Origin of the sequence: Nocardioides sp. Root151 (assembly GCF_001427925.1) — a bacterium.
Lineage (GTDB): Bacteria > Actinomycetota > Actinomycetes > Propionibacteriales > Nocardioidaceae > Nocardioides.
Map to the genome: position 1 here is coordinate 517,570 of NZ_LMGG01000004.1, position 25,254 is coordinate 542,823.

Sequence of the window (25,254 nt, forward strand, 5' to 3'; positions counted from 1 at the left end):
CTCGGGGCATGCCCGAGACCGTGCACGTCGTCGTGCAGTATGGCGGCCGTGACCTGGCCGGCGTGATCCGAGGTGACGAGTCGTGGTCGGCCGCGGCGAAACGGCTGGCGGCCACGATGAGCGGAGAGCCGGCGGCACTGGACCTCTCCGGCACCGACAAGCGTTTCGTCGTCGATCCCGACCTCCGGGTGGGGCTGCGGTCGATGACCCGCGGAGACCTTCCCGACGTGGCCCGCTGGCGCGCCGCGGACCACGTGAACCGCTGGTGGTCCGACGACGGTTCGCCGGATCTTGCGACCGTGACCGAGAAGTATGGCCCGCACATCGACGGCACCACTCCCACCCGGATGTGGGTGGTCGAGGCCAACGGCCGCTCGGTCGGCTTCGTGCAGGACTACCGTCTCTCCGACTATCCCGACTTCGCGCTGCTCACCCCCGATCCGGAGGCGATCGGCGTGGACTACGCGATCGGCGAGGAGGCCTGGGTCGGCAAGGGCCTCGGATCGCGGATGCTCTGGGCATGGCTGCTGCGCACCCGGCACCGGTTCCCCGACGCGGCAACCTTCTTCGCGGCGCCCGACCACCGCAACATTGCTTCGCTGCGCGTCCTGGAGAAGGTCGGCTTCACCCAGGGCACCTGGTTCGACGAGCCGCAGTCCGACGGGTCCAGTGCCACGGTGGTCGGATGCACCCTCGACGTACGGCGGATCCTGGGCTAGCGCCGTGGGTCCGAAGTCGTTGTGCGCTTGGCGCACCCCGGGCACGCACCTCGCTGCGTTGTCAGAGACTCGACGGCCTGGTGGCCGCCTTCGCTCCTCCGCCTTGCGATGCACGCACCCGGAGCCCGACAACCATCACAGGACCTCGGACCCACGGCGCCAGCGACTCGTTAGTCTCTTCCCCATGGCCACGACCGAGTCCTTCCACGACCTCCTCCGGGTGCCTGCGGGTGCCGTCGACCTGGGTGACATCGACCCGCACGGCAAGCCCGGGTTCGACGACGACAAGGCGGCCGGCGAGGCCGCACTCGCGGAGCTCGGCCCGGAGCTGGCCGAGCTCCAGGAGCAGTTGTTCGCCGAGCGCACCACCGACAGCAAGCGGCGGATCCTGCTGGTGCTGCAGGGCATGGACACCTCCGGCAAGGGCGGTGTGCTGCGCCACGCCGTCGGCCTGGCCGACCCGCAGGGGGTCCGGATCACCTCGTTCAAGGCGCCCACCGAGGAGGAGCTCGAGCACGACTTCCTCTGGCGGATCCGCAACGCGGTCCCGTCTCCGGGCTACATCGGGGTCTTCGACCGCTCCCACTACGAGGACGTGCTGATCGGCCGGGTCCGCGAGCTGGTCAAGCCTGCGGAGATCGAGAAGCGCTACGACGCGATCAACGCCTTCGAGCAGGAGCTGGTCGACGACGGCGTCACGCTCGTCAAGTGCATGCTGCACATCTCCGCCGACGAGCAGAAGGAACGCCTGCTGGCCAGGCTCGACGACCCGACGAAGTACTGGAAGTTCAACCCGGGCGACATCGACGAACGCGCCCAGTGGCCGGCGTACCAGCAGGCCTACGAGGCCGCGATCGAGCGCACCAACACCGAGACGGCTCCGTGGCACGTCGTCCCGGCCGACCGCAAGTGGTACCGCAACCTTGCCGTCGCGCGACTGCTGGTGGAGGCGTTGCAGGGACTCGACCTGGCCTGGCCCGCCGCCGACTTCGACATCGAGGAGCAGAAGGCCCGCCTCGAGGACGAAGCCCCGCTGACGTGATCGAGACAGTCCCCGTCACCCGCTATGTCACGCCGCTGCGCGAGGGCGGCTCACTCCCCGGAGTCGTCGAGGCCGGCGACCTGGGCACCTACGTCTGCAAGTTCCGCGGCGCCGGACAGGGCCTTCGCGTCCTGGTCGCCGAGGTCATCGTCGGTGAGCTGGCCCGACGCATCGGCCTGGCCACCCCGCGCCTCGTCGCACTCGACCTGACCGGCGACATCGCCCGCTACGAGGCCGACGAGGAGGTCCAGGACCTCCTCAACGCCAGCATCGGGCTCAACCTCGGCGTCGACTTCCTGCCCGGCTCCTTCGGGTACGACGGACAGGCCGAGACCGATCCGGCCCTGGCCGCGAAGATCGTCTGGCTCGACGCCTTCACCGCCAACGTCGACCGCAGCTGGCGCAACCCCAACCTCCTGGTCTGGCACGGCGAGCTCTGGGTGATCGACCATGGGGCCGCGTTGTACTTCCACCATGCCTGGGGCGGTGGCGTCACGGACCCGGCCCGGTTCGCGGCGCAGCCGTGGGACCCCTCCGACCATGTCCTGCTCGAGCGTGCAGGTGACCTCGCGAAGGCGGACATCGAGATCAGCAACGTCCTCGACGAGTCGGTGCTCGCCGAGGTGGTCGCCGACGTGCCCGACGCCTGGCTCGACCCGGTGCCCGGCGCGGAAGACCCGGCGGCCGTGCGGTCGGCGTACGTCCGGTTCCTGACCGCACGCCTGACCACCCGGCAGTGGCTCCCCGGGGCGACGTCGTGAGCGCGCTCGCCTACCAGTACGTCGTCCTGCGGTGCGTCCCGCGCGTGGAGCGCGAGGAGTTCGTCAACGTCGGGGTGGTGGTCTACTGCCAGGCCACCGACTTCCTCGACGTCGCGTGGCGCGTGGACGCCGACCGACTGCTCGCGGTGCATCCCGGGCTCGACCTCGACCGGGTGTGCGCCTCGCTCGCCTTCGTCGAGGGCGTCTGCGCGGGTGACCCTCGCGTGGGTGCGGCGGGCCAGAAGCCGATCGGCACCCGGTTCGGGTTCCTCAAGGCACCACGCAGCACGGTGATCCAGCCGGGGCCGGTGCACGGCGGCATCACCGCGGACCCCGCCCGTCAGCTCGAACGCCTGGTCACCCAGCTCGTCGGCTGACCCGTCGCCAGTTCGTGCCGACCCGTCGTGAGTTTCGATCGACCTGTCGCCAGTTGCAAGTGACCTGTCGCCAGTTCCAGAAACTGGCGACAGGTCGATCAGACGGGGACCAGCTCGACGGCGCCGACGGCGTACCGCGCCAGGATCGTGCGGGCCAGGGTCGGGTGCGCACCGAGCGGGTCGGAGACGGCGACCGCGCCGGCCTCGATCGCCAGCTCGGCGGCCCGGTCGGGCAGGAAGCCCGGTGCCAGGAAGAACGAGGCGACAGCGATGTGCCGGCGTCCCTCGGCCCGGAAGGCGCGCACGGCCTCACCGGTCGCCGGCGGCGTGGCCGAGGCGAACGCGGCCTTGACGGGCAGCTTGTGGTGGGTGCCCCACAGTCGGGCCAGTCGACCGACTGCCTGGTTGGCCAGTGGGTCGCTGGAACCGGCGGCGGCCAGCACCAGGGCGTCGAGCTCGCGGACCCGGGCCACCTTGAGTGCCTCGCGGAGCCGGATGTCGAGGATCTCGAGGAAGGCGGTCTCGAGACCGAGGATCTCGGTCGCACGGATCTGCAGGCCCTCGTGGCGGGCAACCTGCTCGGCCACGGCGGACGGCACGTCGACCTTGGCATGGAAGGCGTCGCTGAGAAGGAGCGGTACGACGACGATCTCGTCGTACCCGGCCCGGACCAGCTTGTTCACGGCGGTGGCGAAGGACGGCTTGGCGAGCTCGAGGAACGCCGTCTCGATGCGCAGGTCGGGGCGCATCGCTCGGACCTCGTTGACCAGGGCGGTGATCGTCTCGGCCGAGCGGGGGTCGCGGCTTCCGTGAGCAAGGGCAATCAGAGCAGGAGCAGTCATGAGAACTGCCTCCCTTCACGAGCGTTGGTGAACGACGCCGTTGTCGTCTGTGGAACTAAGTGGTGTCGAGCTGACCGTCTACGAGTGGATCCCGCATTCGGTCTTGTTCTGACCGGCCCAGCGGCCGGAGCGTGGGTCCTCGCCGGGTGCGACGCGTGCGGTGCACGGCCAGCAGCCGATCGAGGGGTAGCCGTCGTAGACCAGGGGGTTGACCAGTACGCCGTTCTCGGCGATGTACTGCTCGACCTGCTCGTCACTCCAACGGGCGATGGGGGAGACCTTGACCTTGCCCTTCTTGGCGTCCCAGCCGATGACCGGCGCGATCACGCGGTTGTGGGTCTCCGCGCGGCGCAGCCCGGTCGCCCAGGCGTCGTAGTGCGCGAGTGAGTCCGCGAGGGGCTTGACCTTGCGGATCGCGCAGCACCGGTCGGGGTCGGTCTTGTAGAGGTCCTTGCCGAACTGAGCGTCCTGCTCGGCCACCGTGATGTCCGGCTTGATCGTGACCAGGTTGACGTCCATCGTCGCCTCGACGGCGTCGCGGGTGCCGATGGTCTCGACGAAGTGGTAGCCGGTGTCGAGGAACACGACGTCCACGCCCGGGGCGACCTTGGCGGCCAGGTGGGCGAGTACGGCGTCCCCCATGGACGAGGTCACGCAGAACTTCGAGCCGAACGTGGCCACGGCCCATTCGATGATGTCCTCGGCGGGGGCCAGCTCGAGCTCGGCTCCGACGTGGGACACGATCTCGCGCAGCTCCTCGGGGGAGCGGTCGGCGGTGTGCGAGCCGCGGTAGGCAGCGGCCGCCGTCGTTGTTGCTGCAGTCATGCGCCACCTCCTGGGGTGGGTCGGATCATTCCGAGCATCTTGACGGTGAAGGCCCGAAGGCATGAGCGGCATTCCCAACCGACCTGCTCGCCCTCGTGGGGCCACAGGTTCTCGTCCCCGCAGTAGGGGCAGTGGAAGGGCTGTGCTCGCTCAGACACGGGCGTTCGCATTCATCAGACTGCCTCGAGTGCCTTCTCGCCGCGCAGCACCTCGTCGTCAGCGCGCTGCACCCAGTGGGCGAACAGCTCACCCTCCTCGCGCTGGGCGAGGTAGGCGCTGACCACGTTGGTGACGTAGTCGTCGAGACCCTTGGAGGTGACCTTGTGGGCACGGAGCTTCTTGCCGAGCGCGTTGATCAGGCCGATGCCACCACCGAGGTGCACCTGGAAGCCCTCGACCTGGTTGCCGTCCTCGTCCAGGACGAGCTGTCCCTTGAGGCCGATGTCGGCGATCTGGGTGCGGGCGCAGGCGTTCGGGCAGCCGTTGACGTTGATCGAGATCGGGGTGTCCAGGCCGGGGAAGCGACGCTCGAGCTCGGCGACCAGGTCGATCGAGCGCTGCTTGGTGTCGACGATCGCCAGCTTGCAGAACTCGATGCCGGTGCAGGCCATCGTCGAGCGGCGCCAGTGTGAGGGCCGCGCCGAGAGGCCGATGGTCTCGAGCTCGTCGGCGAAGGCCTCGACCTTGTCGCCGTCGACGCCGATCACCACGATCTTCTGGTACGCCGTGAGTCGGGCACCTGCCGCGCCGTACTTCTCGACGAGCTCACCCAGGCGGGTCAGCACGGTGCCGTCGATCCGGCCGACGGTGGGCGTGATGCCCACGTAGAACTTGCCGTCCTTCTGCTCGTGGATGCCGATGTGGTCGCCGTTCGCGGTGGCGAACTCGGGTGAGGTGCCGTCGACGAGCTTGCGCTCGAGGTACTCGTTCTCGAGGACCTCGCGGAACTTCTCCACGCCCCAGTCGGCGACCAGGAACTTCAGTCGGGCCTTCGAGCGCAGTCGGCGGTAGCCGTAGTCGCGGAAGATCGAGACGACGCCCTCCCAGGCATCGGCCACCTCGTCGAGCGGGATCCACACGCCGAGCTTCTTGGCCAGCATCGGGTTGGTGGACAGGCCGCCGCCGACCCAGAGGTCGAAGCCGGGGCCGTGCTCGGGGTGGTCGACACCGACGAACGAGACGTCGTTGATCTCCGGCGCCGCATCGAGCGTGGGGTGGCCGGAGATGGAGGTCTTGAACTTGCGCGGCAGGTTGGAGTACTCCGGGTTGCCGATGTAGCGGCGACGGATCTCGGCCAGTGCTGGCGTGCCGTCGATGATCTCGTCCTTGGCGACGCCGGCGACGGGGGAGCCGAGGAACCCGCGCGGGCAGTCGCCGCACGCCTCGAGGGTGTCCAGGCCGACCGTGGAGAGGCGCTCCCAGATCTCGGGGACGCTCTTGATGTCGATCCAGTGGTACTGGATGTTCTGGCGGTCGGTGACGTCGGCGGTGTTGCGGGCGAAGTCGGTGGAGATGCCGCCCAGCACCCGCAGCGCCTCCGCGGAGAGCAGGTTGCCGTCGCTGCGCACACGCATCATGAAGAACTTGTCGTCGAGCTCTTCCTCTTCGAGCGCGGCGGTCTTGCCGCCGTCCAGGCCCGGGGCGCGCTGCGTGTAGAGGCCCATCCAGCGGAAGCGGCCGCGCAGGTCGGCCGGGTCGATCGACTCGAAGCCGCGCTTGGAGTAGATGTTCCGGATGCGTGCCTCGACGTTGAGCGGGTTGTCGTCCTTCTTGGACTGCTCGTTCTTGTTGAGCGGCTCGAGGTAGCCGAGGGCCCACTGGCCTTCTCCGCGCTTGGGGCGGGGGCGGGGCGTGCGTGCTGCGGGAGCGTCGTTCATCGGATTCCTTCGGCGCTAAATCTTGACGCGCGATGCGAGGCTCCGACGCTGCGACATTGAAACGTCGGGTTGGCCTTCGACCGGCGCCCGTGGACTTGTCTGTCTGGGCGCCCGCTGCTCAGTGGTGGCTGGGCGGCGGGAGGGTCAGGACGGCCAACACATCATGCTGCTGATGCGCCCGAAGTCCACGTGGCGGCGGGCCACGAGGTGCTTGGACGTCTCAGCGCTGATCATGGGTAGGAGTCTCACCCTGCGGACGGCCTTCCCACAACCGTGAATCTCATGGTGTGGACCCGAGGTCCAGATAATGGGACGGTTCATCGGCATTTCCGCCTCCGGCCGCACGGCGACGTGGGGCAGGTCACGTTGTCCGGTGCCGCCGGCCGGGGATGGGGTGTTCCCGGGGAGTCACTAGTGTGTGCCCCATGACCGACCTGTCTGCCACGACCAGTTCCGCCTACAAGCAGGCCCTCGAGGTGATCGCCTCCGTGGAGCCGCGCATCGCGGAGGCCACCCGCCAGGAGTTGGCCGACCAGCGTTCCTCGCTCAAGTTGATCGCCAGCGAGAACTACGCGTCGCCGGCCGTGCTGCTCACCATGGGCACCTGGTTCAGCGACAAGTACGCCGAGGGCACCGTCGGTCACCGGTTCTACGCGGCCTGCCAGAACGTCGACACGGTCGAGTCCCTGGCTGCCGAGCATGCACGCGAGCTGTTCGGGGCGCCGTACGCCTATGTGCAACCGCACTCCGGCATCGACGCCAACCTGGTCGCGTTCTGGTCGATCCTGGCGCACCGCATCGAGTCCCCGGCGCTGGAGAAGTACGGCGTCAAGGGAGTCAACGACCTGTCCGAGGCTGACTGGGAGTCGCTGCGCCACGAGTTCGGCAACCAGCGCCTGCTCGGCATGTCCCTCGACTCGGGTGGCCACCTCACCCACGGCTTCCGGCCCAACATCAGCGGCAAGATGTTCCACCAGCAGCAGTACGGCACCGACCCGGAGACCGGGCTGCTCGACTACGACGTCGTGCGCGCGAAGGCCAAGGAGTTCAAGCCGCTGGTGCTGGTCGCCGGCTACTCGGCGTACCCGCGCCGGGTGAACTTCGCCAAGATGCGCGAGATCGCCGACGAGGTCGGCGCGACTCTCATGGTCGACATGGCCCACTTCGCCGGTCTGGTCGCCGGCAAGGTGTTCACCGGCGAGGAGAACCCGGTGCCCTACGCGCACATCACGACCACGACGACGCACAAGTCGCTGCGCGGCCCGCGCGGTGGCCTCGTGCTCGCGCAGGAGGAGTACGCCTCCTCGGTCGACCGCGGTTGCCCGATGGTCCTCGGCGGTCCGCTCTCGCACGTGATGGCGGCCAAGGCCGTCGCCCTGGCCGAGGCGCGTCGGCCCGAGTTCGCGACGTACGCCCAGAACATCGCCGACAACGCCAAGTCGCTGGCCGAGGGGTTCATGACCCGCGACGCCAAGCTCGTCACCGACGGCACCGACAACCACATCGTGCTGCTCGACGTGGCGAAATACGGCCTCACCGGCCGTCAGGCCGAGTCGGCCCTGCTCGACGCCGGCGTGGTGACCAACCGCAACTCGGTGCCCAACGACCCGAACGGCGCCTGGTACACCACCGGCATCCGCTTCGGTACGCCGGCGCTCACCACGCGCGGCTTCGGTCACGACGAGTTCGACAAGGTGGCCGAGCTGGTCGTCGACGTGCTCACCAACACCGAGGCCGGCACGAACAAGGCCGGGGCGCCGTCGAAGGCGACGTACCAGCTCGCCGACGGCGTGGCCGACCGCACCAAGGCAGCCTCGGCCGAGATGCTCGACAAGCACCCGCTCTACCCCGGCCTCGACCTGGCCTGACCCGGCGGCCCGGATCAGCGCCAGCGGTACTCGACCTCGGGGCGACCGCTGCCGCCGTACCGCGGGGCCCGGTCGACCAGTCCGGTGTCGGCCAGGTGCTCGAGGTAGCGGCGGGCGGTGACCCGCGAGGAGCCGGTCGCCGCGGCCACCTCGCTGGCCGACATGGCCGTGCCTGATCCGCGGAGGGCGTCGGTCACGTGCTGCAGCGACTCCGCGCTCATGCCCTTGGGGAGGGCGGCCGACGAGCCTGTGGTGCGCAGCGTCCCGAGCATCTGGTCGACCTGGTCCTGGGCCACCTCGTCGCTGCCGCCGGTGAACTGGCTGCGATAGGTGGCGTACTGCTCGAGCTTGCCGCGGAACGTGGCGAAGGTGAACGGCTTGAGCAGGTAGAGGACCACGCCCTGTGCCACCGCGTGGCGTACGACGTCCGCGTCGCGCGCCGAGGTCACCGCAATCACGTCGCACAGGTGGCCCGCTGCCCTGAGCCGTTGGAGCAGTCCCAGGCCGTGGCCGTCGGGCAGGTGCATGTCGAGCAGGATCAGGTCGACGTGTCGGTCACCCGCGAGGTGGCGCATCGCCTCGCCGGCTGAGCGGGCCACCCCGGCGACCTCGAACCCGTCGATGCGGTCGAGGTACTCACTGTGTGCCTCGGCGGCCAGGGCCTCGTCCTCGACGATGAGGACCCGGACTGTCATGACGTGCCTCCCAGGGTGACGACGAACGCCGCCCCGCCCAGGGACGACGGGCCGATCTCGACGCTGCCCCCGTGCCGGCGGGCAGCCTGGCCGACCAGGGCGAGACCGACGCCATGCCCGCCTTCGGCGTCCGAGGTGGCCTTCGTGGTCCAGCCCCTTTCGAGGACGTGGCGCGCGTCGTCGTCGCTGAGGCCGGGACCGCTGTCCTCGACGATGATCTTGAGCTGGGCACCCGATCCGCCGACCGTCACCGCGACGCGACGCGCGTCGCGGCCGGCCACGGCGTCGAGGGCGTTGTCGATCAGGTTGCCCAGGATCGTCACCAGGTCCCGGGCGGGTACGTCGACCGCCCCTGGCGGCACCTCCCCGTCGACCGACAGACTGATGCCGCGCTCGGCCGCCTCGGAGGTCTTGCCCAGCAGCAGCGCCGCGACGACCGGCTCGCCCACGGCGCTGACCACCCGGTCGGTGAGCATCTGGGCGAGCTGGAGCTCCTCGGTGGCGAAGTCGACCGCCTCCGCGGGTCGCCCCATCTCGATCAGGGAGACCACGGTGTGCAGGCGGTTCGACGCCTCGTGGGTCTGTGCTCGCAGGGTGTCGGTCAACCCGCGCACCACGTCGAGCTCACCCGTGACGGCCTGCAGGTCGGTGTGGTCGCGCAGGGTCACCACGGCACCCACGTCGCGATCGGCCCAGGTGGCCGGCGCGGAGCTGACGACGAGCACGTGGTCGTCGGCGACGTAGATGTCGTCGGACTGGGCGGTGTCTCCGACCGCGGCGGCCACGAGGCCGGGAGGGAGACCCAGCTCGTGGACCGACCGGCCCACCACGTCCTCGGGGAGACTGAGCAGCCGCCGGGCCTCGTCGTTGGCGAGCTGCACGATGCCCTCGCTGTCCAGCAACAGGAGTCCCTCGCGGACGGCGTGCAGCACCGCGCTGTAGTACTCGTACATCCGGGCCATCTCCCGCTCGCCCATGCCGTGGGTCTGCCTCCGGAGTCGTCGGCTGACCAGCCAGGCGCCGAGCACTCCCACGCCGAGTACGACGGCCGCGCAGATGCCGACAAGCAGGAGGTCCTGGCGCAGCTGGTCGTCGACGCGGTCGACGGTGATGCCGACCGAGACCAGGGCCACGACCTGGTTGCCGGCGAAGACCGGGACCACCGAGCGGACCGAAGGCCCGAGCGTTCCTCTGTACTCCTGCGTGAACGTTCCGCCCTCGGGCGCATCGCCGAGGTCACCCACGAACGGCTTGCCGATCCGATCCGGCTCGGGATGGGTGAACCGGGTGCGGTCGAGGTCCATCACGACGACGAAGTCGACGCCGGTGTCGACCCGCACGCGTTCGGCGTACGGCTGGAGCCGGACGGACGGGTCCGTCGACGCCAGGGCACTCAACGTGGTGGGGGAGTCGGCAACGGTCCGGGCCACGGCGACGGCACGGTCGGCGGCGTCGGCGCGCACGTCACGCCTGGCGTCGTACGCCGCCAGGGCAACCGCCGCGACCACCAGGGCCAGGACGACCAGCACCTGCAGTTGCAGCATCTGACGTGCGACCGAACCTTCCCGGAGGCCGCGAATGCTGGGCATGGGCGCATTGTGCCGCACTCACTGCTGATCGGCAGTCGGGAACAGGCCTGTTCGAGGTTCTCCGTCGGGCGCGCGAACACGTGCGCGTGGGTCAGGGCAGCTTGAAGACGAGGACGTTGAAGTCGTCGCAGGGGACGCCGCCGCCGAACTGGACCACCAGCTTGTCGTTGATGCTGGTGAAGCTCGTCGTCAGGTTGCCGCACGAGTGGGCCACCACGGGCACGAATCTCGTGCGGTCGAAGGGCTGGGAGAGGGTCACGAGGTACCAGCCGTTCGATGCCCACCACGTCACCGCGGGGATCCCGAATGCGTGCTGGACGCTCGGGGGGAGTGCGCCGGTGACGTGGGCGCCGGCAACAGGCGTCGACCAGGAGGGCGCGAAGGCCGAGGCGTCCTTGCCGTCGATCCGATCCGCATTGAGGTTGGTCACCCGGCCAGTGCCGTTGACGATCATCGGAGCGCTGCTGCGGGTCCTGGTGGTGAGCCGCAGCACCGGGCCCGTCGTGGTTCGGGCGACCACGGTCTGTCGGTCCGCCGTGTTGACCTTGCCGAGGACCAGGCTTCTGCCGGTGGCGGCGAAGGTTGCGTAGTCAGCGCACGTGACCAGGACGACGGCGATGAGGAGAGCGGTCAGGGTGACCTTGAAGCGGCGCATGGCAGGTCCTCCTTTCGCAAAATGGTCAGTGTCCCTGACTAAAAATAGTCAGGGACACTGACGAAAAAGTCAAGCAGTGAACTCAACGAACACAACAGTGACGGGCGTCACAGGACCGCAGAGCATGGCTGCACGGGGAAATCGACCCGGACCCACTCTGGAGGACACATGAGCACCATCACCGAGAACCAGGGGACGCCGCCCGGCGTCTCCCGGCGCAAGGACCGGACGCACTACCTCTACCTGGCGGTGATCGCCGCGGTCGGCCTCGGGATCACCGTGGGCATGGTCGCGCCCGATCTCGCGGTGGAGTTCAAGCCGCTCGGCACCGCCTTCGTCGGCCTGATCAAGATGATGATCCAGCCGGTGATCTTCTGCACGATCGTCCTCGGCGTCGGTTCGGTGCGCAGCGCCGCCAAGGTCGGCAAGGTCGGCGGACTGGCGCTCGCGTACTTCACCGTGATGTCCACGGTCGCGCTGGGTATCGGGATGCTGGTCGGCAACGTCCTCCACCCGGGATCCGGCCTCCACCTCGACGCCAGCAGCGCCGGCGCCGGTCAGGAGCAGGCGGCGGGCGCCCATGGCAGCACCACCGACTTCCTGGTCGGGATCATCCCCGACTCGATGCTGTCGTCGCTGACCTCCGGCGAGGTGCTCCAGACCCTGCTCATCGCGCTCCTGGTCGGCTTCGCCCTCCAGGCCATGGGCCGGAGCGGTGAGCCGGTGCTCCGCGGGGTCGGTCACCTGCAGCGCTTGGTCTTCCGGGTCCTCTCGATGATCATGTGGGCGGCTCCCATCGGTGCCTTCGGTGCCATCGCCGCAGTCGTCGGCGAGACCGGAGCGGGCGCCCTCAAGAGCCTGGCCGTCCTGATGATCGGCTTCTACGTCACCTGCGCGCTCTTCGTCTTCGTCGTGCTCGGCACGCTGCTCAAGGTCACCACCGGCATCAACATCTTCTCCCTGCTGCGCTACCTGGCCCGGGAGTTCCTCCTGATCGTGTCGACCTCCTCGTCGGAGTCCGCCCTGCCGCGGCTCATCGCGAAGATGGAGCACGCCGGTGTCGACAAGCCGACCGTCGGCGTCGTCGTACCGACCGGCTACTCGTTCAACCTCGACGGCACGGCGATCTACCTGACCATGGCGTCTCTCTTCATCGCCAGCGCGCTGGGGGACCCGCTGTCGATCGGCGAGCAGGTCTCGTTGCTGCTGTTCATGATGATCGCCTCGAAGGGCGCGGCCGGCGTCACGGGTGCCGGCATGGCCACCCTGGCCGGCGGGCTCAGCTCGCACCGGCCGGAGCTGCTCGACGGAGTCGGCCTGATCGTCGGCATCGACCGGTTCATGTCCGAGGCCCGCGCGGTCACGAACTTCGCCGGCAACGCCGTGGCCACGGTGCTCGTCGGCTCATGGACCGGGGGCCTCGACAGGGCGCGGATGGACCGGGTGCTGGCCGGCCAGGAGCCGTTCGACGAGACCACGATGGTCGACGACCACGAGACCGCGGAGCCGCAGGCGCCCGCCGAGCAGGCCTCGGACGTCCAGGTGCCCGCCGTACGCCGCGAGACCGCCGACGTCTAGCCAGGACGGGCGATTACGCGGACGGGCTCGACGCTCGGGGGAGACCCCGGGCGTCGAGCCCGTCGGTGCGTCAGGCCGTCGGTCGTGGACTCACTCGGCCAGCTTGCGGAACTCGATCAGCTCGCCCCGGGCCGAGAACTCCTCGCACGCCTTGCGCAGGCCGGCCTCGTCGTCGGTCTCGACAAGGTAGAGGCCCACGATCTGCTCCGCCGACTCGGTGAACGGTCCGGCGGTGACCAACGCGCCACCCGCGCCGTCGGGGCGCATCGAGGTGGCCTGGGCAGAGGGCTCGAGGGGATGGCCGAGCACCAAGGTGTGGCCGCCCTCGGCCAGGTCCTTGTGGAACTGGCCGTGCGAGGCCATGCCCTTCTCGTGCACCTCGGGCGGCAGATTGGCCCATTCCGCCTCGGGAGCGGGCAGCAGGATCAGGTAGCGGCTCATCGTGGTTCCTTCCGGGTGTGGTGCGGCCGCGGTGGCGACCTCATCACCCTGACGGACGACGACCTTGGAAATCGACAGGCCACTCCGGGGAGTTTCAGTCGGAGCCGATGCCGACGCGGTTCGGCAGCCAGCGGCCGAGGTCGAAGTCCCAGAGCAGCAGGCAGGCGAAGGAGACCGTCATCAACGCCCCGATCGCCAGGACCGCGGCCCGGGTTCCGCGATTCGGCTCCGAGTGCCGTGCCAGGAAGAGGACGGCCCACGCGACCACGGCCACGAAGCCGTAGAGCCACAGACCCTGGGCCCGATCACTGAGGCGTGCACTGTCCATCGCATTGAGGCTGGCGCCGGCGAAGGTGCCGAAGCCGAGGAAGTGGAGCAGCACCGGGCCGACGTGCCGGGGCGCGCGTCGGGCGAGGAGCACACCGCCGATGCCGACGGCGAGCCCTGCTCCGGCAATGGCGAGGTGTGCCTCGGTCGACAGGCTCAAGGGAGCGTGGGCGTCGTGCGGTCGACGATGGCGCGCAGGTCGCCACCGGGCAGCGTGCCGAACGTGCCGTTGTACGTCGTGCCGAGGCGCGACGCGCAGAACGCATCGGCGACCTCCGGAGGAGCGAAGCGCACCAGCAGCGATCCCTGAAGGCAGGCGGCCATCTGGCCGGCCAGGCGCCGGGCGGAGACCTCGAGCGAACCCGAATCTCCCAGCAGGGAAAGGGTGTTGGCCACCGCTGCGTCGAGGCGCGGGTCGGCGCCGTGGGCCAGCCCCACCTCGGTGATCCACGCGTTGAGCGCTTCGGGTTCCTTCGCCAGGGCACGCAGGACGTCGAGCGCGTTGACGTTGCCCGAGCCCTCCCAGATCGAGTTCAGCGGCGACTCGCGGAACAGCAGTGGCATGCCCGACTCCTCGACGTACCCGTTGCCGCCCAGGCACTCGAGCGCCTCGGCCACCATGAACGGAGTCCGCTTGCAGACCCAGAACTTCGCCAGGGGCAACGCGATGCGACGCAGTGCCGCCTCGTGCGGGTCGTGGGGCCGGTCGACGGCCGCGGCGAGACGAATCGCCAGTGCTGTTGCGGCCTCCGACTCCACGGCGAGATCGGCGATGACGTTCTGCATGAGCGGTTTGTCGACGAGCAGGGAGCCGAAGGCCGACCGGTGCGACACGTGCCAGGCGGCCTCTGCCAGCGAGCGGCGCATCAGCGACGCCGATCCGATCACGCAGTCGAGTCGGGTGGCGGCCACCATCTCGATGATCGTGCGCACCCCGCGGCCCTCGTCGCCGAGCCGCTGGGCCCACGTGCCATTGAACTCCAGCTCGGACGACGCATTCGACCGGTTGCCGAGCTTGTCCTTGAGACGCACGACGTCGAGTCGGTTGCGGGTGCCGTCCTCCAGCACCCGAGGTACGACGAAGCAGGTCACGCCACCGGCCGTCTGTGCGAGCACCAGGAACATGTCGTTCATCGGCGCCGAGGTGAACCACTTGTGGCCGTGCAGGGTGTACTCGCCCTCGACCGACGTGGGCCGCGCCTCGGTCACGTTGGCGCGGACGTCGGAGCCGCCCTGCTTCTCGGTCATGCCCATGCCGGCCAGGGCGCCCTTCTTGGACGACGGGGCCCGGACACCGGGGTCGTACGTCGTCGAGGCGAGCAGGGGCGACCACGCCTTGGCGATCGACTCGTCGGCGCGCAGGGCGGGGATGGAGGCGTAGGTCATCGAGATCGGGCAGCCGTGGCCCGGTTCGGTCTGCGACCACGCGAAGAAGCCGGCGGCCCGGCGTACGTGGGCGTGGGCCGCATCGGACTCCCAGGGCGCCGCGGCGAGGGCGTGGCCGACCGCGCGCTCCATCAGCCAGTGCCACGACGGGTGGAACTCCACTTCGTCGATCCGGTTGCCGTAGCGGTCGTACGGCGTCAGCTCGGGGTGGAACCTGTTGGCCAGCATGCCGTGCTCCCGGGCCTCCTCGGAGCCGGCCTCGGCACCGAGGTCGAGCAGGTCGCCGACGACCGAGGCGTCCGCGTGGCGGGTGACCGCGTCGGTGAGTGCCGTGTCGGACGCCACCACGTTGTGACCGGAAAGTGGTGGTGCCTGGTTCGTCGTTGCGCGAATGTCGGTGCCCATGTCGATACCGTAGGCCCATGTCCGCCACGATCAAGCAGGACGGGCTCACGCGTCGCCTGGCCCGGCTGTTCTGGCGACTGGTCGTGACGACGGTGTCGACCTGCATGCGCTATCGCGTGACCGGACTGGCCGCCGAGGCCGCGTTCTTCGCCGTCCTTTCCATGCCGCCGCTGATCTTCGCGCTGGCCGGCTCGATCGGCTACGTGGGGGAGAACTTCACCGACGCACAGGTCGAAGACGTGCGGCAGGCGGTGATCGATCTCTCCAGCCGGGCCCTGACCGACAGTGCGGTCAACAACATCATCGTCAAGACCTTCGACGACGTGCTGGCGGGCGGACGCTTCGACGTCATCTCGATCGGATTCATCCTGGCCCTGTGGTCGGGCTCCCGGGCGTTGAACGTCTTCGTCGACACCATCACGATCATGCACGGACTCGGCGGGCACCGCGGGATCGTCAAGACCCGGGCGCTCTCGTTCGGCCTCTACGTGCTCGGACTGGTCACCGGCGTGATCACGATCCCACTCGTGGTGGCCGGGCCGCAGTTGGTCGGTCACTGGCTGCCCGAGCGCCTGGGCTTCCTGGCCGATCTCTACTGGCCGATCGTGATCGTGCTGTGCATCTGCTTCCTCGCGACCCTCTACCACGTGTCCGTCCCGGTGCGGACGGCCTGGCGATACAACCTGCCGGGCGCCACGTTCAGCCTGGTCAGCTGGGTCTTCGGCTCCTACCTGCTCCGTTGGGTCCTCACTGTGACCGCCGCCGACTCCAAGTCCGTCTACGGACCACTCGCCGCGCCCATCGCCGTACTCCTGTGGCTCTACCTGGTCTCGATCGCCGTGCTGATCGGGGCCGCGCTGAACGCGGCGTGTGACGCGGTCTTCCCACAGAACTCCACGCAGCGGGCCCGCACCGAGCTGATGAAGCGGATCAATGCCGTGCTCCCGTCGCGCCTCACTGAGCGCTACACCTCGCCCAAGGACGAGCGCCCGGCGAAGCCCGACCAGGAGGCGCCGGCGAAGCCCAAGGACGAACGCCCGGCGAAGGCCACGCCCGAACGCCAGGCGAAGCGCCTTGTCGAGCGCCCCGTGGAGGGCACGCCGCCGCAATGAGGCCTCCGAGCCGTGTCACACTGACGCCCGTGTCCACACGATTCGACGGCGTCCCCGGGGTGGCTGCCGCGCCCTCGAGCGGGGTGTGGTGATGCAGCACGACGAGCAGACGGTCCAACGAGTGCTCCAGGGCGTCGCGCTCCCGGCCCGTGCCCGCTCCCCGTGGTGGGAGCTGGGCCGGCGTCTCCTGCTGGCCTTCGGGATCCTGGCCGGCACCGTGCTCCTGGTGTGGCTCGACCGCAAGGGATACCGCGACGCCAACGACCCGACGGGCGCCGTGGACCTGGTCGATGCGATCTACTACACGACCGTCACACTGAGCACGACCGGGTACGGCGACATCACGCCAGTGGAGACGTCAGCACGACTGGTGAACGCCTTCGTGATCACGCCGGCACGCATCGCGTTCCTGGTGCTCTTGATCGGTACGACGCTCGAGGTGCTCGCTGCCCAGGGCCGAGAGATGTTCCGGGTTGCCCGGTGGAGGAAGAAGATGCAGGATCACGTCGTCGTCATCGGTTACGGCACCAAGGGCCGCAGTGCCGCCAACACGTTGGTCCAGAACGGCAGGGACCCCGAGACGATCGTGGTGGTCGACCCCAGGTCGAGCGCACGCGACGAGGCCAACGCCGACGGCCTGGCCGTGCTCGCCGGCGATGCCACCCGCCGTGACGTGCTGCGTCGCGCCGGTGTGGGCCGGGCCAGCCAGGTGATCATCACGACCGACCACGACGCCAACACGATGATGGCGACCCTCACCGTGCGCCAGATCAACCCCGACGCCTACATCGTGGCCGCGGTCCGCGAGCAGGACAACGTGCCCCTGGTCCGCCAGAGTGGTGCCGACGCGGTGGTCACCTCCAGCGAGGCCGTGGGTCGCCTGCTGGGCCTCTCGTCCATGTCGCCGACGCTGGGGGAGGTCATGGAGGACCTGATGACCTACGGCGCCGGCCTCGAGGTCGCCGAGCGCGACCTCCTGGTCAAGGAGGTCGGCAAGCAGCCGCAGTCGCTTCCCGACCAGGTCATCGCGGTGGTCCGCGACGAGCAGGTCTACCGCTACTTCGACCCGGTGGTGACCCAGCTGGCGCGCGGCGACCGGCTGATCGTCGTACGCCCGGCCAAGGAGCAGCCGTGGGCGCCGCGTCCCGGCACCCACGACGAGGACACCGCCGACGAGGACGACTGAGCCTCGAGGCTGAGTCGTCCTCGCCGGCCGGTCTCAGACCGTCGCGGCGACGCCCGCACGCAGTCCGTCGACCAGGGGCGTGGTCGGGTGGCCGATCAGCGCGCTCAGCTCGCCGTTCGTGACCCCGAGCAGCCCGTCGCGGGTGTTGCCGTCGAGGGCGACCACGAATCCGGCCGTGCCCTCGTCGAGGCCGGCGGCGACCAGCAGCCGCTGGTGCTCGTCGGGCGTGACCGACTGGAGGGCGACCTCGCGACCGGTCGCCTGCCCGATCGCGTCTGCCAGCTCCTGCTGGTCCCACGAGGTGTCACCCGACAGCTCGAAGGTCCGGCCGGCCGTGCTGTCGTCGAGCAGGACCACCGCGGCCGCCTCGGCGTAGTCGCTGCGGCTGGCGCTGGAGATGCGGCCCTCGCCGGCGCTGGTGAGGAGTACGCCGGTCTGGCGGGCCTGCTCGGCGGCCTGGAGGTAGTTCTCGGTGTACCAACCGTTGCGCAGGATGGTGGCCGGCAGTCCGGAGGCGGCGATGAGCTCCTCGGTGGCCTTGTGCTCCGGGGCCAGGACGAGCGCCGTGTCGTCGGCCTTCGGCGCGCTCGTGTAGACGAGGCGCTTGACGCCCGCTGCCTTGGCGGCGTCGATCACGTTGCCGTGCTGTACGACGCGCTGGCCCAGCTCGTTGCCCGAGATCAGCAGCACGGTGTCGTCGCGGGAGAACAGGTCGGCCAGGCTCGCGGGATCGCTGAGGTCGATCGACCGGGTGTGGACACCCCGGGCCGCGAGGGCGGCGAGCCTGTCGGCATTGCGTCCGGCGGCAACGATGTCGTGCGGCGCGGCGCCGCGGTCGAGCAGCGCGTCGACGGTGAGTGTGCCGAGCTGGCCCGTGGCGCCGATGACGATGTAGGACATGGGGTTCCTTTCGGTGGATGCTTTCACCGACTGGAACGAGCGACCGGTCGCCATACTTCCCAATCCACAGTACGCACTTTGGAGTAAGGTACTGACGTGAAAGTTAGCGAGTCGCCGTTGAGGGACATCCCGGGCCTGGAGGGCGGAGTCTTCCAGGCCCAGTGTCCGAGCCGCACCCTCCTCGATCACGTCACGAGCAAGTGGGGCGTGCTGGTGCTCCTGTCGCTGGGCACCGACACCCTGCGCTGGAGCGAGCTGCGCCGTTGCATCGAGGGGATCAGCGAGAAGATGCTCGCCCAGACGCTGAAGACCCTGGAGGCCGACGGGCTGGTCCGCCGGGTCGCGCAGCCGGTCGTGCCCCCACATGTCGAGTACAACCTGACCGAGGCCGGCCGGGAGGTCCACGGGCACCTGCTGCCCCTGATGCGCTGGGTCGGCACCAACGCCGACCGGATCATCTCTGCGCGGACCTGAGCACGAGGCCCGGGCACTGCGCGATCAGGTGACCTGCGGTGCCGACGTACGGGCTGCCTTCTTGGCGGCTGCCTCGGCTCGGCGCTCCACGAACCTGGCCGCCTCGGCGTCCAGGGCGGCGACCGCGGCCGCGAGCTCCTCGCGCGCCTTCTCCCCGTCGGCGTCGAGGCCCTCGAGATCCCAGACGCCCCACTGTCGCAGCAGCGGAGTGACGATGTCGTCGTGGTGGATCCGCAGGTCGTAGATCCCGGCCTTGGCCATCGCCACCGCCTTGCGCGAGAAGCCGGGGATGATGTTGCCGGGCATCTGGAAGCCGACGACCTCCTCGGTGATCGCGCGCATCGTCTGGCTCGGCGTGAGCTGGAGGGCCGCGGTGACGATGTTGCGGTAGAAGATCATGTGCAGGTTCTCGTCCTTGGCGACCCGGGAGAGCAGCTTCTCGGCGACCGGCTCCTCGGTGTAGCGCCCGGTGTTGCGGTGCGAGACCCGGGTTGCGAGCTCCTGGAAGGACACGTAGGCGCAGACGTTGAGCAACGGCTTGTCGACGGAGTCGTAGCCGACCTCCATGGTCTCCATCCGGGCCCGCTCGAGCTCGACCGGATCGACACCGCGAGTGACGAGGAGGTAGTCGCGGATGCAGAAGGCGTGGCGACCCTCCTCGGCGGTCCAGCGGTTGACCCAGGTGCCCCAGGCGCTCTCGCGACCGAAGGCCCGGTCGATCTCGCGGTGGTAGCTCGGCAGGTTGTCCTCGGTCAGCAGGTTGACCTCGAGCGCCGTACGAGCGATGGGGGACAGTCGTGACTGCGCGAGCTCCCACGGCTCGCCACCGAGGTCGGCGAAGTCGCGGCCGAGGCTCCAGGGCACGTACTCGTGCGGCATCCACTCGTCTGCCGTGGCCAGGTGTCGGTTGAGGTTGTCCTCGACCGTCGATTCGAGTTCTGCGAGCAGGTGGGCACTTTCGAGAGCAGCCATGAACCATGCCTACACCCACCGTGGTTCGGTGACCAGAGGCCCCGGGGCGATGTCGTGCGGGGACTCGCAGGCCGGAGCGGGCAGGGAGCCGGGGAGCACCTAGGAGCTAGATGCGCATTGAAAGTGTCACAGGTGAGCAGTATCGTGCGCACATGACTTCCACGACGCTTCCACCCTTCCATCTCGCGCTCCCGGTCCACGACATCGACGCGGCTCGTCGCTTCTACGGGGAGGTGCTCGGCTTCGATCGAGGGCGCTCGGCCGAGCGATGGACCGACTGGAACGTGGCCGGCCACCAGGTCGTCACGCACCAGGTCGACGAGCACGTGAACGCCGTGGCCGGCACCAATCTTGTCGACGGCCATCAGGTGCCCGTCCCGCACTTCGGGCTGGTCCTGGCTGTCGACGCGTTCCGCGAGCTGGCTGACCGACTCACAGCAGCGGGCACCGACTTCGTCATCGAGCCCTACGTGCGGTTCGAGGGGGAGCCCGGAGAGCAGTGGACGATGTTCTTCCTCGACCCGTCCGGAAACGCGCTGGAGTTCAAGGCGTTCCGCGACATCGACCAGCTGTTCGCGGAGTAGACGCATGGAGCACTCCGGGGGTGCGACCGATGCCGCACACCTCACCGATCACGGAGCGCTCGACGACGACCTGCTGGGTCGACTCGGCGGCAGGGTCCGGGAGCTGCGCGCCGGGAAGTCGATGACGGTCCAGCAGCTCGCCGAGCGATCCGGGATCAGTCGCCGGCTGATGACCCAGATCGAGCTGGGTCAGGCGAACCCCAGCCTCGTGACGGTGACTCGGATCGCGCGTCAGCTCGACACTGACTTCGCTGCCCTCGTTGCTGCCCGCGAGCCCGAGCAGCCGATCACGGTGCACGGTGGCGACGCGCACGTCCTGGTGTGGACCGGTGAGCCGGGCAGTGCCGCGCACCTGCTCGAGTCCGCCGACGAGCGAGTGGTCGACCTGTGGCGCTGGAGGCTGGTGCCCGGGGACAGCTACCGCGGCCACGCCGACCCCGCGCGTTCGCAGGAGCTGTTCTACGTGCTCAAGGGCGAGTTGACTGTCTTCGTCGACGACCAGCGAGTGGTCATCCGTGCGGGGGAGTCGGCTCTGTTGCGCAGCGATCGGCCCTACTCCTACGAGAACTCCGCGAAGACGCCTGTGGAGTTCGTGCGGTCCGTCCTGCTGTCCACCTGAACCCTTCAGGACAACGCTTTCGAATGGCGACTACGTCGCTGCGCGCCGCCTGGGTGACGAGTACCGAAGGCGGAATCCGAGGTCACTGGAACTGTCTCCGTCTTCGCCTCATCTCAATTCCTCATCCCGTCCTCTCCTGGGTCATGGACTCCCCGTGTGGTCAGATCGCTCGTGCCAGGTCGAAGGTGAACCAGTCCGCGTCGACGAAGAAGTGGGCAACGCTGCCGCGACAGACCAGCGTGCCGGGAGGCATCCGACGGCCGTCAGGTATCCCGATTTCGCTCTTCTTGAGACGACTCAGGTTGTCCAGGTTCCCGAGCAGAAGCGATCCGCCGAACTTGTAGTCGCCCATCAGCGCCACCTTCTCACCGGCTATAAGCAGCGCGCGCGGGCCACTGACGTCAGTCGTCGCGCGAGCGGTGGCCTGGTCGGAGGCGATCTCCAGGATCGAGAAATCCGTGTAGGGGCAAGCCCAGACTCGATCGGAATCGACGTTGAGCGCATAACAGTCGGCGAGCCAGTAGTCGTCGATCGCCTCGTACTCCCACAGCTTCTCGAACATGGGTGACCATCGGACTATGCCCGCCGATCCCAGGGGCTCGGGTCCGGGGCTGCCCCAGCCGAAGTTGCCGAAGATCCCTTCGTCGAAGTAGCCGACCCAGATCCCCCCGCTGTCGTCAACGAGCATGTGCTCGATTCCGTCGCCCAGCGTGCCCTCGTGCACGACTGCGCCGTCGTGCCCGACGATCAGGGCGTTGCGCTCTGGTCCTTCAGGACGCCACGCACACCTTGCGCCAACGACGAGGAAGTCTCCGTTGGGCAGCTCCTGTATGAGCGGATGGGCAATCGGCAGCTCCTCCAGGACCACAGCGTGCGCGGGTGCCATGGAGGCAGAGCGGTACGCGCACAGGGCCACCTGGGGCCGAGACGACGTGCGAGTCTCGGGGAAGCTGGCAGAGCCAAGGCTTTCGAAGTGCGCCTCGATATCGCTCCGGGCAGTGGCATCCGCCCAGAGAGCGACGGGACCCGATGGTGCGGCGCTCACGGTGATTAGTTCGTCGAAGCCAGGAGGTGATTGGAGCGCCCCGACGTGCTCGAACCGATGCTCGGCACGCTTGCGCTTTTGGAAGATCGCCATGACTCGAACCGTAGTGACAGAAGTCCCGATCGGCGCGCCGATTTCGGTGGCCGCGTCGCTACTCCGCGGGACGACTGGATCGAAAGTGCGGCCACTGCGGCTGGCGAGGAACGGCCGAGCCCGACCGCGACAGGTATGCTCCCAGAATTGGAAAGAGGCCCTCGAGAGGGCCTCTGACCTGCTGTTTCTCTGTGGGCGATACTGGGTTTGAACCAGTGACCTCTTCCGTGTCAGGGAAGCGCGCTACCGCTGCGCCAATCGCCCGTGATGTCCCAAGATCCCACATTCCGGCAGATCGGGCTATCGAGGTGGAGACGGGATTTGAACCCGTGTAGACGGATTTGCAGTCCGTTGCCTCGCCTCTCGGCCACTCCACCGTGGAGGCAGAAACTCTCCGAGCGGACAACGAGACTCGAACTCGCGACCTCAACCTTGGCAAGGTTGCGCTCTACCAACTGAGCTATGTCCGCTTGCGACCTCCGGCTGACCGGCGGTGCGAAGAGAACATTAGCCGAGACCCCCAGACACGCAAAATCGGGGTCCGGAACTGCGTGTTGCCGGTCTGTCGGGTCGCCGTACGCCCCGATAGATTGCAGTCATGCGCGTATGGATCAACGGCAATCTGCTCACCGACCCGCAGGCTCCGGCGGTGACCGTGTCCGACCACGGCTTCACGGTCGGCGACGGAGTCTTCGAGGCGATCAAGGTCATGGACGGTCAGGCGTTCGCGCTGACGCGGCATGTCGAGCGCCTGGCTCGTAGTGCCAAGGGCCTCGGTCTGCCGCCGGTCGACCTCGACCAGGTGCGGGGTGCGGTCGCCGAGGCGCTCGAGGGTCAGGACCTGCCGTTGGGGCGGATCCGGATCACCTATACCGGGGGAGTCGCGCCGCTCGGGTCCGGGCGTGGCGACGCGCCCGCGACGCTGGTCGTCGTGGCGGCGTCGATGGACCCCTACCCACCGACGACGTCGCTGGTGACGGTGCCGTGGCCGCGCAACGAGCGCGGGGCGCTGGCCGGGCTGAAGACCACGTCGTACGCCGAGAACGTCGTCGCGCTGGCCCACGCGGCCGAGAAGGGGGCGACCGAGGCGCTGTTCGGCAATCTCGCCGGCAACATCTGTGAGGGCACCGGCAGCAACCTCTTCTACGTCGTCGACGGCGAGCTGCGGACGCCGACCCTGGCCAGCGGCTGCCTCGCCGGCGTCACCCGGGCGCTCGTGCTCGAGTGGTACGGCGGTCGCGAGGTCGACGAGCCGCTGTCCGTGCTGGAGGGGGCCAGTGAGATGTTCCTGGTCTCGACGACCCGTGACGTGCAGGGCGTGCACCGGCTCGACGGGCGCGACTATCCGGCGCCCGGTCCGGTCACCAAGGAGGTCGCCGAGGTGTGGGCTCGCCAGGAGGTCGCTCAGCTCGACCCGTGAGTCAGCTCAGTCTGCTCAGACGGCGAGCAGCTGGTCGATCAGCTCGTCGACGTCGATGCGGGTGCTCTCGGTGCCGACCGGCACGCGGGCCAGGGTCCGGTTCACGAACTTCGTGATCTCGGTCGTCGGCGCCTGCACGAGCAGCTCGCCGTCGGGGGAGCAGAGCTCGATGATGACGACCGCCCGACCGTTGGCGTCGAGGCACGGCCAGACGTGCACGTCGCCCTCACCGGTCGGATCGGTCAGGCCGCGGGTCAGGAGGTCGCGGGCGAAGGTCCACACGACCTCGCAGATCTCGGTGCGGAACGTCGCGGTGACGGCGTAGGGGTCGGCCGCGTCGTACCCGAGGGTCGCTTCGAGGACGACGGTCTCGCCGTCGGCGTCGACACAACGCATGGTGATCTCCTGCGTCACGGTGTCGGCTGAGCGGCTTCGGTCGAAGTGCATCTCGGGTCCTCCCTGGAACTGGGGTGTCAGGGATGAAACGCACAGCCGCGAAAATCATGACGCGTGTCAAGATGAAATCTGGGTCACATTCCGAACGGGGGTGGATTCCGTGATGCCCGGGACCATGCGCTAGTGTTTCCGGCGCACCTGCGGGCGATTGGCGCAGTGGTAGCGCGCTTCGTTCACACCGAAGAGGTCACTGGTTCGAACCCAGTATCGCCCACCACCGCAGAGGTAGCGCGGCTCTGCCGTTTGCACCGAAGAGGTCACTGGTTCGAACCCAGTATCGCCCACCACGTTCTTGCAGGTCAGAGGCCGGTTTCCCCAAGGGAAGCCGGCCTTTGTCGTGCTGCGTTCCGGGTGACCTGCCGTGATTGCTTGGAGCTCGGCCGAACTGGCGACGGGTCGATCGAAACTGGCGACAGGTCGATTGGAACTCACGACGGGTCGCGACTGACGTCGAAGGTGATGCGGACGCGCTGGCCCTCGGCGTACGCCGACCGCAGCCGGACCCGCGACGACGTGATCCGGCGGGGGAGCAGCGGGGCGCCGGAGCCGAGGAACACCGGCGTCAGGTTGAGGATGATCTCGTCGAGGAGCCGGGCGTCGTCGAACTGCCCGACCAGGTCGCCGCCGCCCACGACCCAGAGGTTGCGGCCGTCGGAGGCCGCCACCATGTCGTCGTACGACGACTCGACCGGGCCGGAGACGAAGCGGATGTCGACGCCGGGGATCGGTGGCAGCTCCCGGTGCGTGAACACCCAGCACGGGCGCTCGTCGTAGTAGGACTTCCACTTCGCCGGGTCGGCCAGGATCTGGTCGTGCTCGAGGACCCACTCGTAGGTCGTCGACCCCATCGCCATGACGCCGACGCCGGCGATGAACTCGTCCCAGCCGCCGGCGTCGGCGTCGTCGTCGTGCGGGACCTCGAAGAGCCAGTCCAGCGAGTTGTCGGCGTCGGCGATGAACCCGTCGGCGCTCGTCGCCGTGTAGTACTGCGTCCGGACCATGGCCC

At 68.8% G+C, this 25,254-nt stretch carries 26 protein-coding genes and 4 tRNA genes; 13 read left to right on the forward strand and 17 right to left on the reverse strand.

Annotation, left to right across the window (positions count from 1 at the left end):
* Positions 1–8 precede the first annotated feature (8 nt).
* The 4 genes from ASD66_RS10955 to ASD66_RS10970 all read left to right on the forward strand — a co-directional run bounded on the left by ASD66_RS10955 (position 9) and on the right by ASD66_RS10970 (position 2,899).
* On the forward strand, positions 9–719 hold the full coding sequence (locus tag ASD66_RS10955) for a GNAT family N-acetyltransferase (RefSeq protein ID WP_056890952.1): 711 nt from the start codon (positions 9–11) through the stop codon (positions 717–719).
* Between the two features lie 184 nt (positions 720–903).
* The gene (locus ASD66_RS10960) at positions 904–1,761 is read left to right on the forward strand and encodes a PPK2 family polyphosphate kinase (RefSeq protein WP_056890953.1); all 858 of its coding nucleotides are present in this window, start codon (positions 904–906) and stop codon (positions 1,759–1,761) included.
* A complete protein-coding gene (locus ASD66_RS10965; protein ID WP_056890954.1) occupies positions 1,758–2,522 on the forward strand; it encodes a HipA family kinase in 765 nt (254 codons plus the stop codon). The genes ASD66_RS10960 and ASD66_RS10965 overlap by 4 nt, the downstream gene beginning before the upstream one ends.
* Positions 2,519–2,899 (forward strand): DUF3037 domain-containing protein, encoded by a 381-nt coding sequence (locus ASD66_RS10970; protein ID WP_056891439.1) that lies wholly within the window; start codon positions 2,519–2,521, stop codon positions 2,897–2,899. The genes ASD66_RS10965 and ASD66_RS10970 overlap by 4 nt, the downstream gene beginning before the upstream one ends.
* Positions 2,900–2,997: 98 nt before the next feature.
* Here the strand turns inward: ASD66_RS10970 and ASD66_RS10975 are convergent, their stop codons facing one another.
* The 3 genes from ASD66_RS10975 to ASD66_RS10985 all read right to left on the reverse strand — a co-directional run bounded on the left by ASD66_RS10975 (position 2,998) and on the right by ASD66_RS10985 (position 6,443).
* Positions 2,998–3,741, reverse strand: coding sequence for a sirohydrochlorin chelatase (locus ASD66_RS10975; RefSeq protein ID WP_056677305.1), 744 nt, complete (start codon positions 3,739–3,741; stop codon positions 2,998–3,000).
* 78 nt (positions 3,742–3,819) lie between these two features.
* Positions 3,820–4,566: a phosphoadenylyl-sulfate reductase gene (locus tag ASD66_RS10980; RefSeq protein WP_056890955.1), complete on the reverse strand. Its 747-nt coding sequence runs from the start codon at positions 4,564–4,566 to the stop codon at positions 3,820–3,822.
* 173 nt (positions 4,567–4,739) lie between these two features.
* Positions 4,740–6,443 (reverse strand): nitrite/sulfite reductase, encoded by a 1,704-nt coding sequence (locus ASD66_RS10985; RefSeq protein WP_056677310.1) that lies wholly within the window; start codon positions 6,441–6,443, stop codon positions 4,740–4,742.
* A 425-nt stretch (positions 6,444–6,868) separates the two neighbouring features.
* On the opposite strand from ASD66_RS10985, the gene ASD66_RS10990 reads away from it, so the two are divergent.
* Positions 6,869–8,311, forward strand: a complete 1,443-nt coding sequence (locus ASD66_RS10990; protein ID WP_056677313.1) for a glycine hydroxymethyltransferase — start codon at positions 6,869–6,871, stop codon at positions 8,309–8,311.
* Positions 8,312–8,325: 14 nt separating this feature from the next.
* On the opposite strand, the gene ASD66_RS10995 is transcribed toward ASD66_RS10990, so the two are convergent.
* From ASD66_RS10995 to ASD66_RS11005, 3 genes are all read right to left on the reverse strand, one after another.
* A complete protein-coding gene (locus tag ASD66_RS10995) occupies positions 8,326–9,006 on the reverse strand; it encodes a response regulator (protein ID WP_056890956.1) in 681 nt (226 codons plus the stop codon).
* On the reverse strand, positions 9,003–10,595 hold the full coding sequence (locus ASD66_RS11000) for a sensor histidine kinase (RefSeq protein ID WP_056890957.1): 1,593 nt from the start codon (positions 10,593–10,595) through the stop codon (positions 9,003–9,005). Before ASD66_RS11000 ends, ASD66_RS10995 begins: the two co-directional genes overlap by 4 nt.
* A 91-nt stretch (positions 10,596–10,686) precedes the next feature.
* Positions 10,687–11,250 carry a hypothetical protein gene (locus tag ASD66_RS11005; RefSeq protein ID WP_056890958.1) on the reverse strand — a complete coding sequence of 188 codons (564 nt, stop codon included), beginning with the start codon at positions 11,248–11,250 and terminating at the stop codon, positions 10,687–10,689.
* A 168-nt stretch (positions 11,251–11,418) separates the two neighbouring features.
* Here ASD66_RS11005 and ASD66_RS11010 point away from each other — a divergent pair, with 168 nt between their 5' ends.
* Positions 11,419–12,828 carry a cation:dicarboxylate symporter family transporter gene (locus ASD66_RS11010; protein WP_056890959.1) on the forward strand — a complete coding sequence of 470 codons (1,410 nt, stop codon included), beginning with the start codon at positions 11,419–11,421 and terminating at the stop codon, positions 12,826–12,828.
* Positions 12,829–12,918: 90 nt separating this feature from the next.
* Here the strand turns inward: ASD66_RS11010 and ASD66_RS11015 are convergent, their stop codons facing one another.
* The 3 genes from ASD66_RS11015 to ASD66_RS11025 form a co-directional block, all read right to left on the reverse strand.
* The gene (locus ASD66_RS11015) at positions 12,919–13,269 is read right to left on the reverse strand and encodes a YciI family protein (protein ID WP_056890960.1); all 351 of its coding nucleotides are present in this window, start codon (positions 13,267–13,269) and stop codon (positions 12,919–12,921) included.
* A gap of 94 nt (positions 13,270–13,363) precedes the next feature.
* Positions 13,364–13,756, reverse strand: coding sequence for a hypothetical protein (locus ASD66_RS11020; protein ID WP_056890961.1), 393 nt, complete (start codon positions 13,754–13,756; stop codon positions 13,364–13,366).
* Positions 13,753–15,387: an acyl-CoA dehydrogenase family protein gene (locus tag ASD66_RS11025; RefSeq protein WP_056890962.1), complete on the reverse strand. Its 1,635-nt coding sequence runs from the start codon at positions 15,385–15,387 to the stop codon at positions 13,753–13,755. The genes ASD66_RS11020 and ASD66_RS11025 overlap by 4 nt, the downstream gene beginning before the upstream one ends.
* 17 nt (positions 15,388–15,404) lie before the next feature.
* Between ASD66_RS11025 and ASD66_RS11030 the strand changes: the two genes are divergently transcribed.
* Entirely contained in the window at positions 15,405–16,499 is a 1,095-nt protein-coding gene (locus ASD66_RS11030; RefSeq protein WP_235530050.1) for a YihY/virulence factor BrkB family protein, read from the forward strand.
* Between the two features lie 91 nt (positions 16,500–16,590).
* Entirely contained in the window at positions 16,591–17,685 is a 1,095-nt protein-coding gene (locus ASD66_RS11035) for a potassium channel family protein (protein WP_056679267.1), read from the forward strand.
* Between the two features lie 33 nt (positions 17,686–17,718).
* On the opposite strand, the gene ASD66_RS11040 is transcribed toward ASD66_RS11035, so the two are convergent.
* Positions 17,719–18,585, reverse strand: a complete 867-nt coding sequence (locus ASD66_RS11040; RefSeq protein WP_056677338.1) for an SDR family oxidoreductase — start codon at positions 18,583–18,585, stop codon at positions 17,719–17,721.
* 96 nt (positions 18,586–18,681) lie between these two features.
* On the opposite strand from ASD66_RS11040, the gene ASD66_RS11045 reads away from it, so the two are divergent.
* Complete coding sequence (locus ASD66_RS11045) at positions 18,682–19,059, forward strand: winged helix-turn-helix transcriptional regulator (RefSeq protein WP_235530051.1); 378 nt, start codon at positions 18,682–18,684, stop codon at positions 19,057–19,059.
* A gap of 24 nt (positions 19,060–19,083) precedes the next feature.
* Here ASD66_RS11045 and ASD66_RS11050 read toward each other — a convergent pair whose 3' ends face one another.
* Positions 19,084–20,031, reverse strand: coding sequence for an acyl-ACP desaturase (locus tag ASD66_RS11050; RefSeq protein ID WP_056890963.1), 948 nt, complete (start codon positions 20,029–20,031; stop codon positions 19,084–19,086).
* A gap of 152 nt (positions 20,032–20,183) precedes the next feature.
* Between ASD66_RS11050 and ASD66_RS11055 the strand changes: the two genes are divergently transcribed.
* Both ASD66_RS11055 and ASD66_RS11060 read left to right on the forward strand, forming a co-directional pair.
* Positions 20,184–20,615, forward strand: coding sequence for a VOC family protein (locus tag ASD66_RS11055; protein WP_056890964.1), 432 nt, complete (start codon positions 20,184–20,186; stop codon positions 20,613–20,615).
* Between the two features lie 4 nt (positions 20,616–20,619).
* Entirely contained in the window at positions 20,620–21,234 is a 615-nt protein-coding gene (locus ASD66_RS11060) for a helix-turn-helix domain-containing protein (RefSeq protein WP_056890965.1), read from the forward strand.
* 160 nt (positions 21,235–21,394) lie between these two features.
* Here ASD66_RS11060 and ASD66_RS11065 read toward each other — a convergent pair whose 3' ends face one another.
* From ASD66_RS11065 to ASD66_RS11080, 4 genes are all read right to left on the reverse strand, one after another.
* Positions 21,395–22,372, reverse strand: a complete 978-nt coding sequence (locus ASD66_RS11065; RefSeq protein ID WP_056890966.1) for a hypothetical protein — start codon at positions 22,370–22,372, stop codon at positions 21,395–21,397.
* A 192-nt stretch (positions 22,373–22,564) separates the two neighbouring features.
* Positions 22,565–22,636, reverse strand: a tRNA-Val gene (locus ASD66_RS11070).
* 42 nt (positions 22,637–22,678) lie between these two features.
* Positions 22,679–22,749: transfer RNA gene (locus tag ASD66_RS11075), tRNA-Cys, on the reverse strand.
* Between the two features lie 20 nt (positions 22,750–22,769).
* Positions 22,770–22,842: transfer RNA gene (locus ASD66_RS11080), tRNA-Gly, on the reverse strand.
* Between the two features lie 128 nt (positions 22,843–22,970).
* On the opposite strand from ASD66_RS11080, the gene ASD66_RS11085 reads away from it, so the two are divergent.
* The gene (locus ASD66_RS11085; protein ID WP_056677358.1) at positions 22,971–23,792 is read left to right on the forward strand and encodes an aminotransferase class IV; all 822 of its coding nucleotides are present in this window, start codon (positions 22,971–22,973) and stop codon (positions 23,790–23,792) included.
* Positions 23,793–23,807: 15 nt separating this feature from the next.
* Here ASD66_RS11085 and ASD66_RS11090 read toward each other — a convergent pair whose 3' ends face one another.
* On the reverse strand, positions 23,808–24,239 hold the full coding sequence (locus ASD66_RS11090) for an SsgA family sporulation/cell division regulator (protein WP_162250913.1): 432 nt from the start codon (positions 24,237–24,239) through the stop codon (positions 23,808–23,810).
* Positions 24,240–24,390: 151 nt separating this feature from the next.
* Here ASD66_RS11090 and ASD66_RS11095 point away from each other — a divergent pair.
* Positions 24,391–24,465 (forward strand) — tRNA-Val (locus ASD66_RS11095).
* Positions 24,466–24,676: 211 nt separating this feature from the next.
* Here ASD66_RS11095 and ASD66_RS11100 read toward each other — a convergent pair.
* Complete coding sequence (locus tag ASD66_RS11100; protein ID WP_056890967.1) at positions 24,677–25,249, reverse strand: dihydrofolate reductase family protein; 573 nt, start codon at positions 25,247–25,249, stop codon at positions 24,677–24,679.
* Between the last annotated feature and the right edge of the window lie 5 nt (positions 25,250–25,254).

Excerpts from the sequence above, each read along its gene's own strand:
- ASD66_RS11005 (WP_056890958.1), bottom strand. The coding sequence starts at position 11,250 with ATGCGCCGCTTCAAGGTCACCCTGACCGCTCTCCTCATCGCCGTCGTC.
- ASD66_RS10960 (WP_056890953.1), top strand. The coding sequence starts at position 904 with ATGGCCACGACCGAGTCCTTCCACGACCTCCTCCGGGTGCCTGCGGGT.
- ASD66_RS11100 (WP_056890967.1), bottom strand. The coding sequence starts at position 25,249 with ATGGTCCGGACGCAGTACTACACGGCGACGAGCGCCGACGGGTTCATC.
- ASD66_RS10980 (WP_056890955.1), bottom strand. The coding sequence starts at position 4,566 with ATGACTGCAGCAACAACGACGGCGGCCGCTGCCTACCGCGGCTCGCAC.
- ASD66_RS11010 (WP_056890959.1), top strand. The coding sequence starts at position 11,419 with ATGAGCACCATCACCGAGAACCAGGGGACGCCGCCCGGCGTCTCCCGG.
- ASD66_RS11065 (WP_056890966.1), bottom strand. The coding sequence starts at position 22,372 with ATGGCGATCTTCCAAAAGCGCAAGCGTGCCGAGCATCGGTTCGAGCAC.
- ASD66_RS10990 (WP_056677313.1), top strand. The coding sequence starts at position 6,869 with ATGACCGACCTGTCTGCCACGACCAGTTCCGCCTACAAGCAGGCCCTC.
- ASD66_RS11040 (WP_056677338.1), bottom strand. The coding sequence starts at position 18,585 with ATGTCCTACATCGTCATCGGCGCCACGGGCCAGCTCGGCACACTCACC.
- ASD66_RS11055 (WP_056890964.1), top strand. The coding sequence starts at position 20,184 with ATGACTTCCACGACGCTTCCACCCTTCCATCTCGCGCTCCCGGTCCAC.
- ASD66_RS10955 (WP_056890952.1), top strand. The coding sequence starts at position 9 with ATGCCCGAGACCGTGCACGTCGTCGTGCAGTATGGCGGCCGTGACCTG.
- ASD66_RS11025 (WP_056890962.1), bottom strand. The coding sequence starts at position 15,387 with ATGGGCACCGACATTCGCGCAACGACGAACCAGGCACCACCACTTTCC.
- ASD66_RS11050 (WP_056890963.1), bottom strand. The coding sequence starts at position 20,031 with ATGGCTGCTCTCGAAAGTGCCCACCTGCTCGCAGAACTCGAATCGACG.
- ASD66_RS11085 (WP_056677358.1), top strand. The coding sequence starts at position 22,971 with ATGCGCGTATGGATCAACGGCAATCTGCTCACCGACCCGCAGGCTCCG.
- ASD66_RS10985 (WP_056677310.1), bottom strand. The coding sequence starts at position 6,443 with ATGAACGACGCTCCCGCAGCACGCACGCCCCGCCCCCGCCCCAAGCGC.
- ASD66_RS11015 (WP_056890960.1), bottom strand. The coding sequence starts at position 13,269 with ATGAGCCGCTACCTGATCCTGCTGCCCGCTCCCGAGGCGGAATGGGCC.
- ASD66_RS11000 (WP_056890957.1), bottom strand. The coding sequence starts at position 10,595 with ATGCCCAGCATTCGCGGCCTCCGGGAAGGTTCGGTCGCACGTCAGATG.
- ASD66_RS11030 (WP_235530050.1), top strand. The coding sequence starts at position 15,405 with ATGTCCGCCACGATCAAGCAGGACGGGCTCACGCGTCGCCTGGCCCGG.
- ASD66_RS10995 (WP_056890956.1), bottom strand. The coding sequence starts at position 9,006 with ATGACAGTCCGGGTCCTCATCGTCGAGGACGAGGCCCTGGCCGCCGAG.
- ASD66_RS11060 (WP_056890965.1), top strand. The coding sequence starts at position 20,620 with ATGGAGCACTCCGGGGGTGCGACCGATGCCGCACACCTCACCGATCAC.
- ASD66_RS10975 (WP_056677305.1), bottom strand. The coding sequence starts at position 3,741 with ATGACTGCTCCTGCTCTGATTGCCCTTGCTCACGGAAGCCGCGACCCC.
- ASD66_RS11035 (WP_056679267.1), top strand. The coding sequence starts at position 16,591 with ATGCAGCACGACGAGCAGACGGTCCAACGAGTGCTCCAGGGCGTCGCG.
- ASD66_RS11090 (WP_162250913.1), bottom strand. The coding sequence starts at position 24,239 with ATGCACTTCGACCGAAGCCGCTCAGCCGACACCGTGACGCAGGAGATC.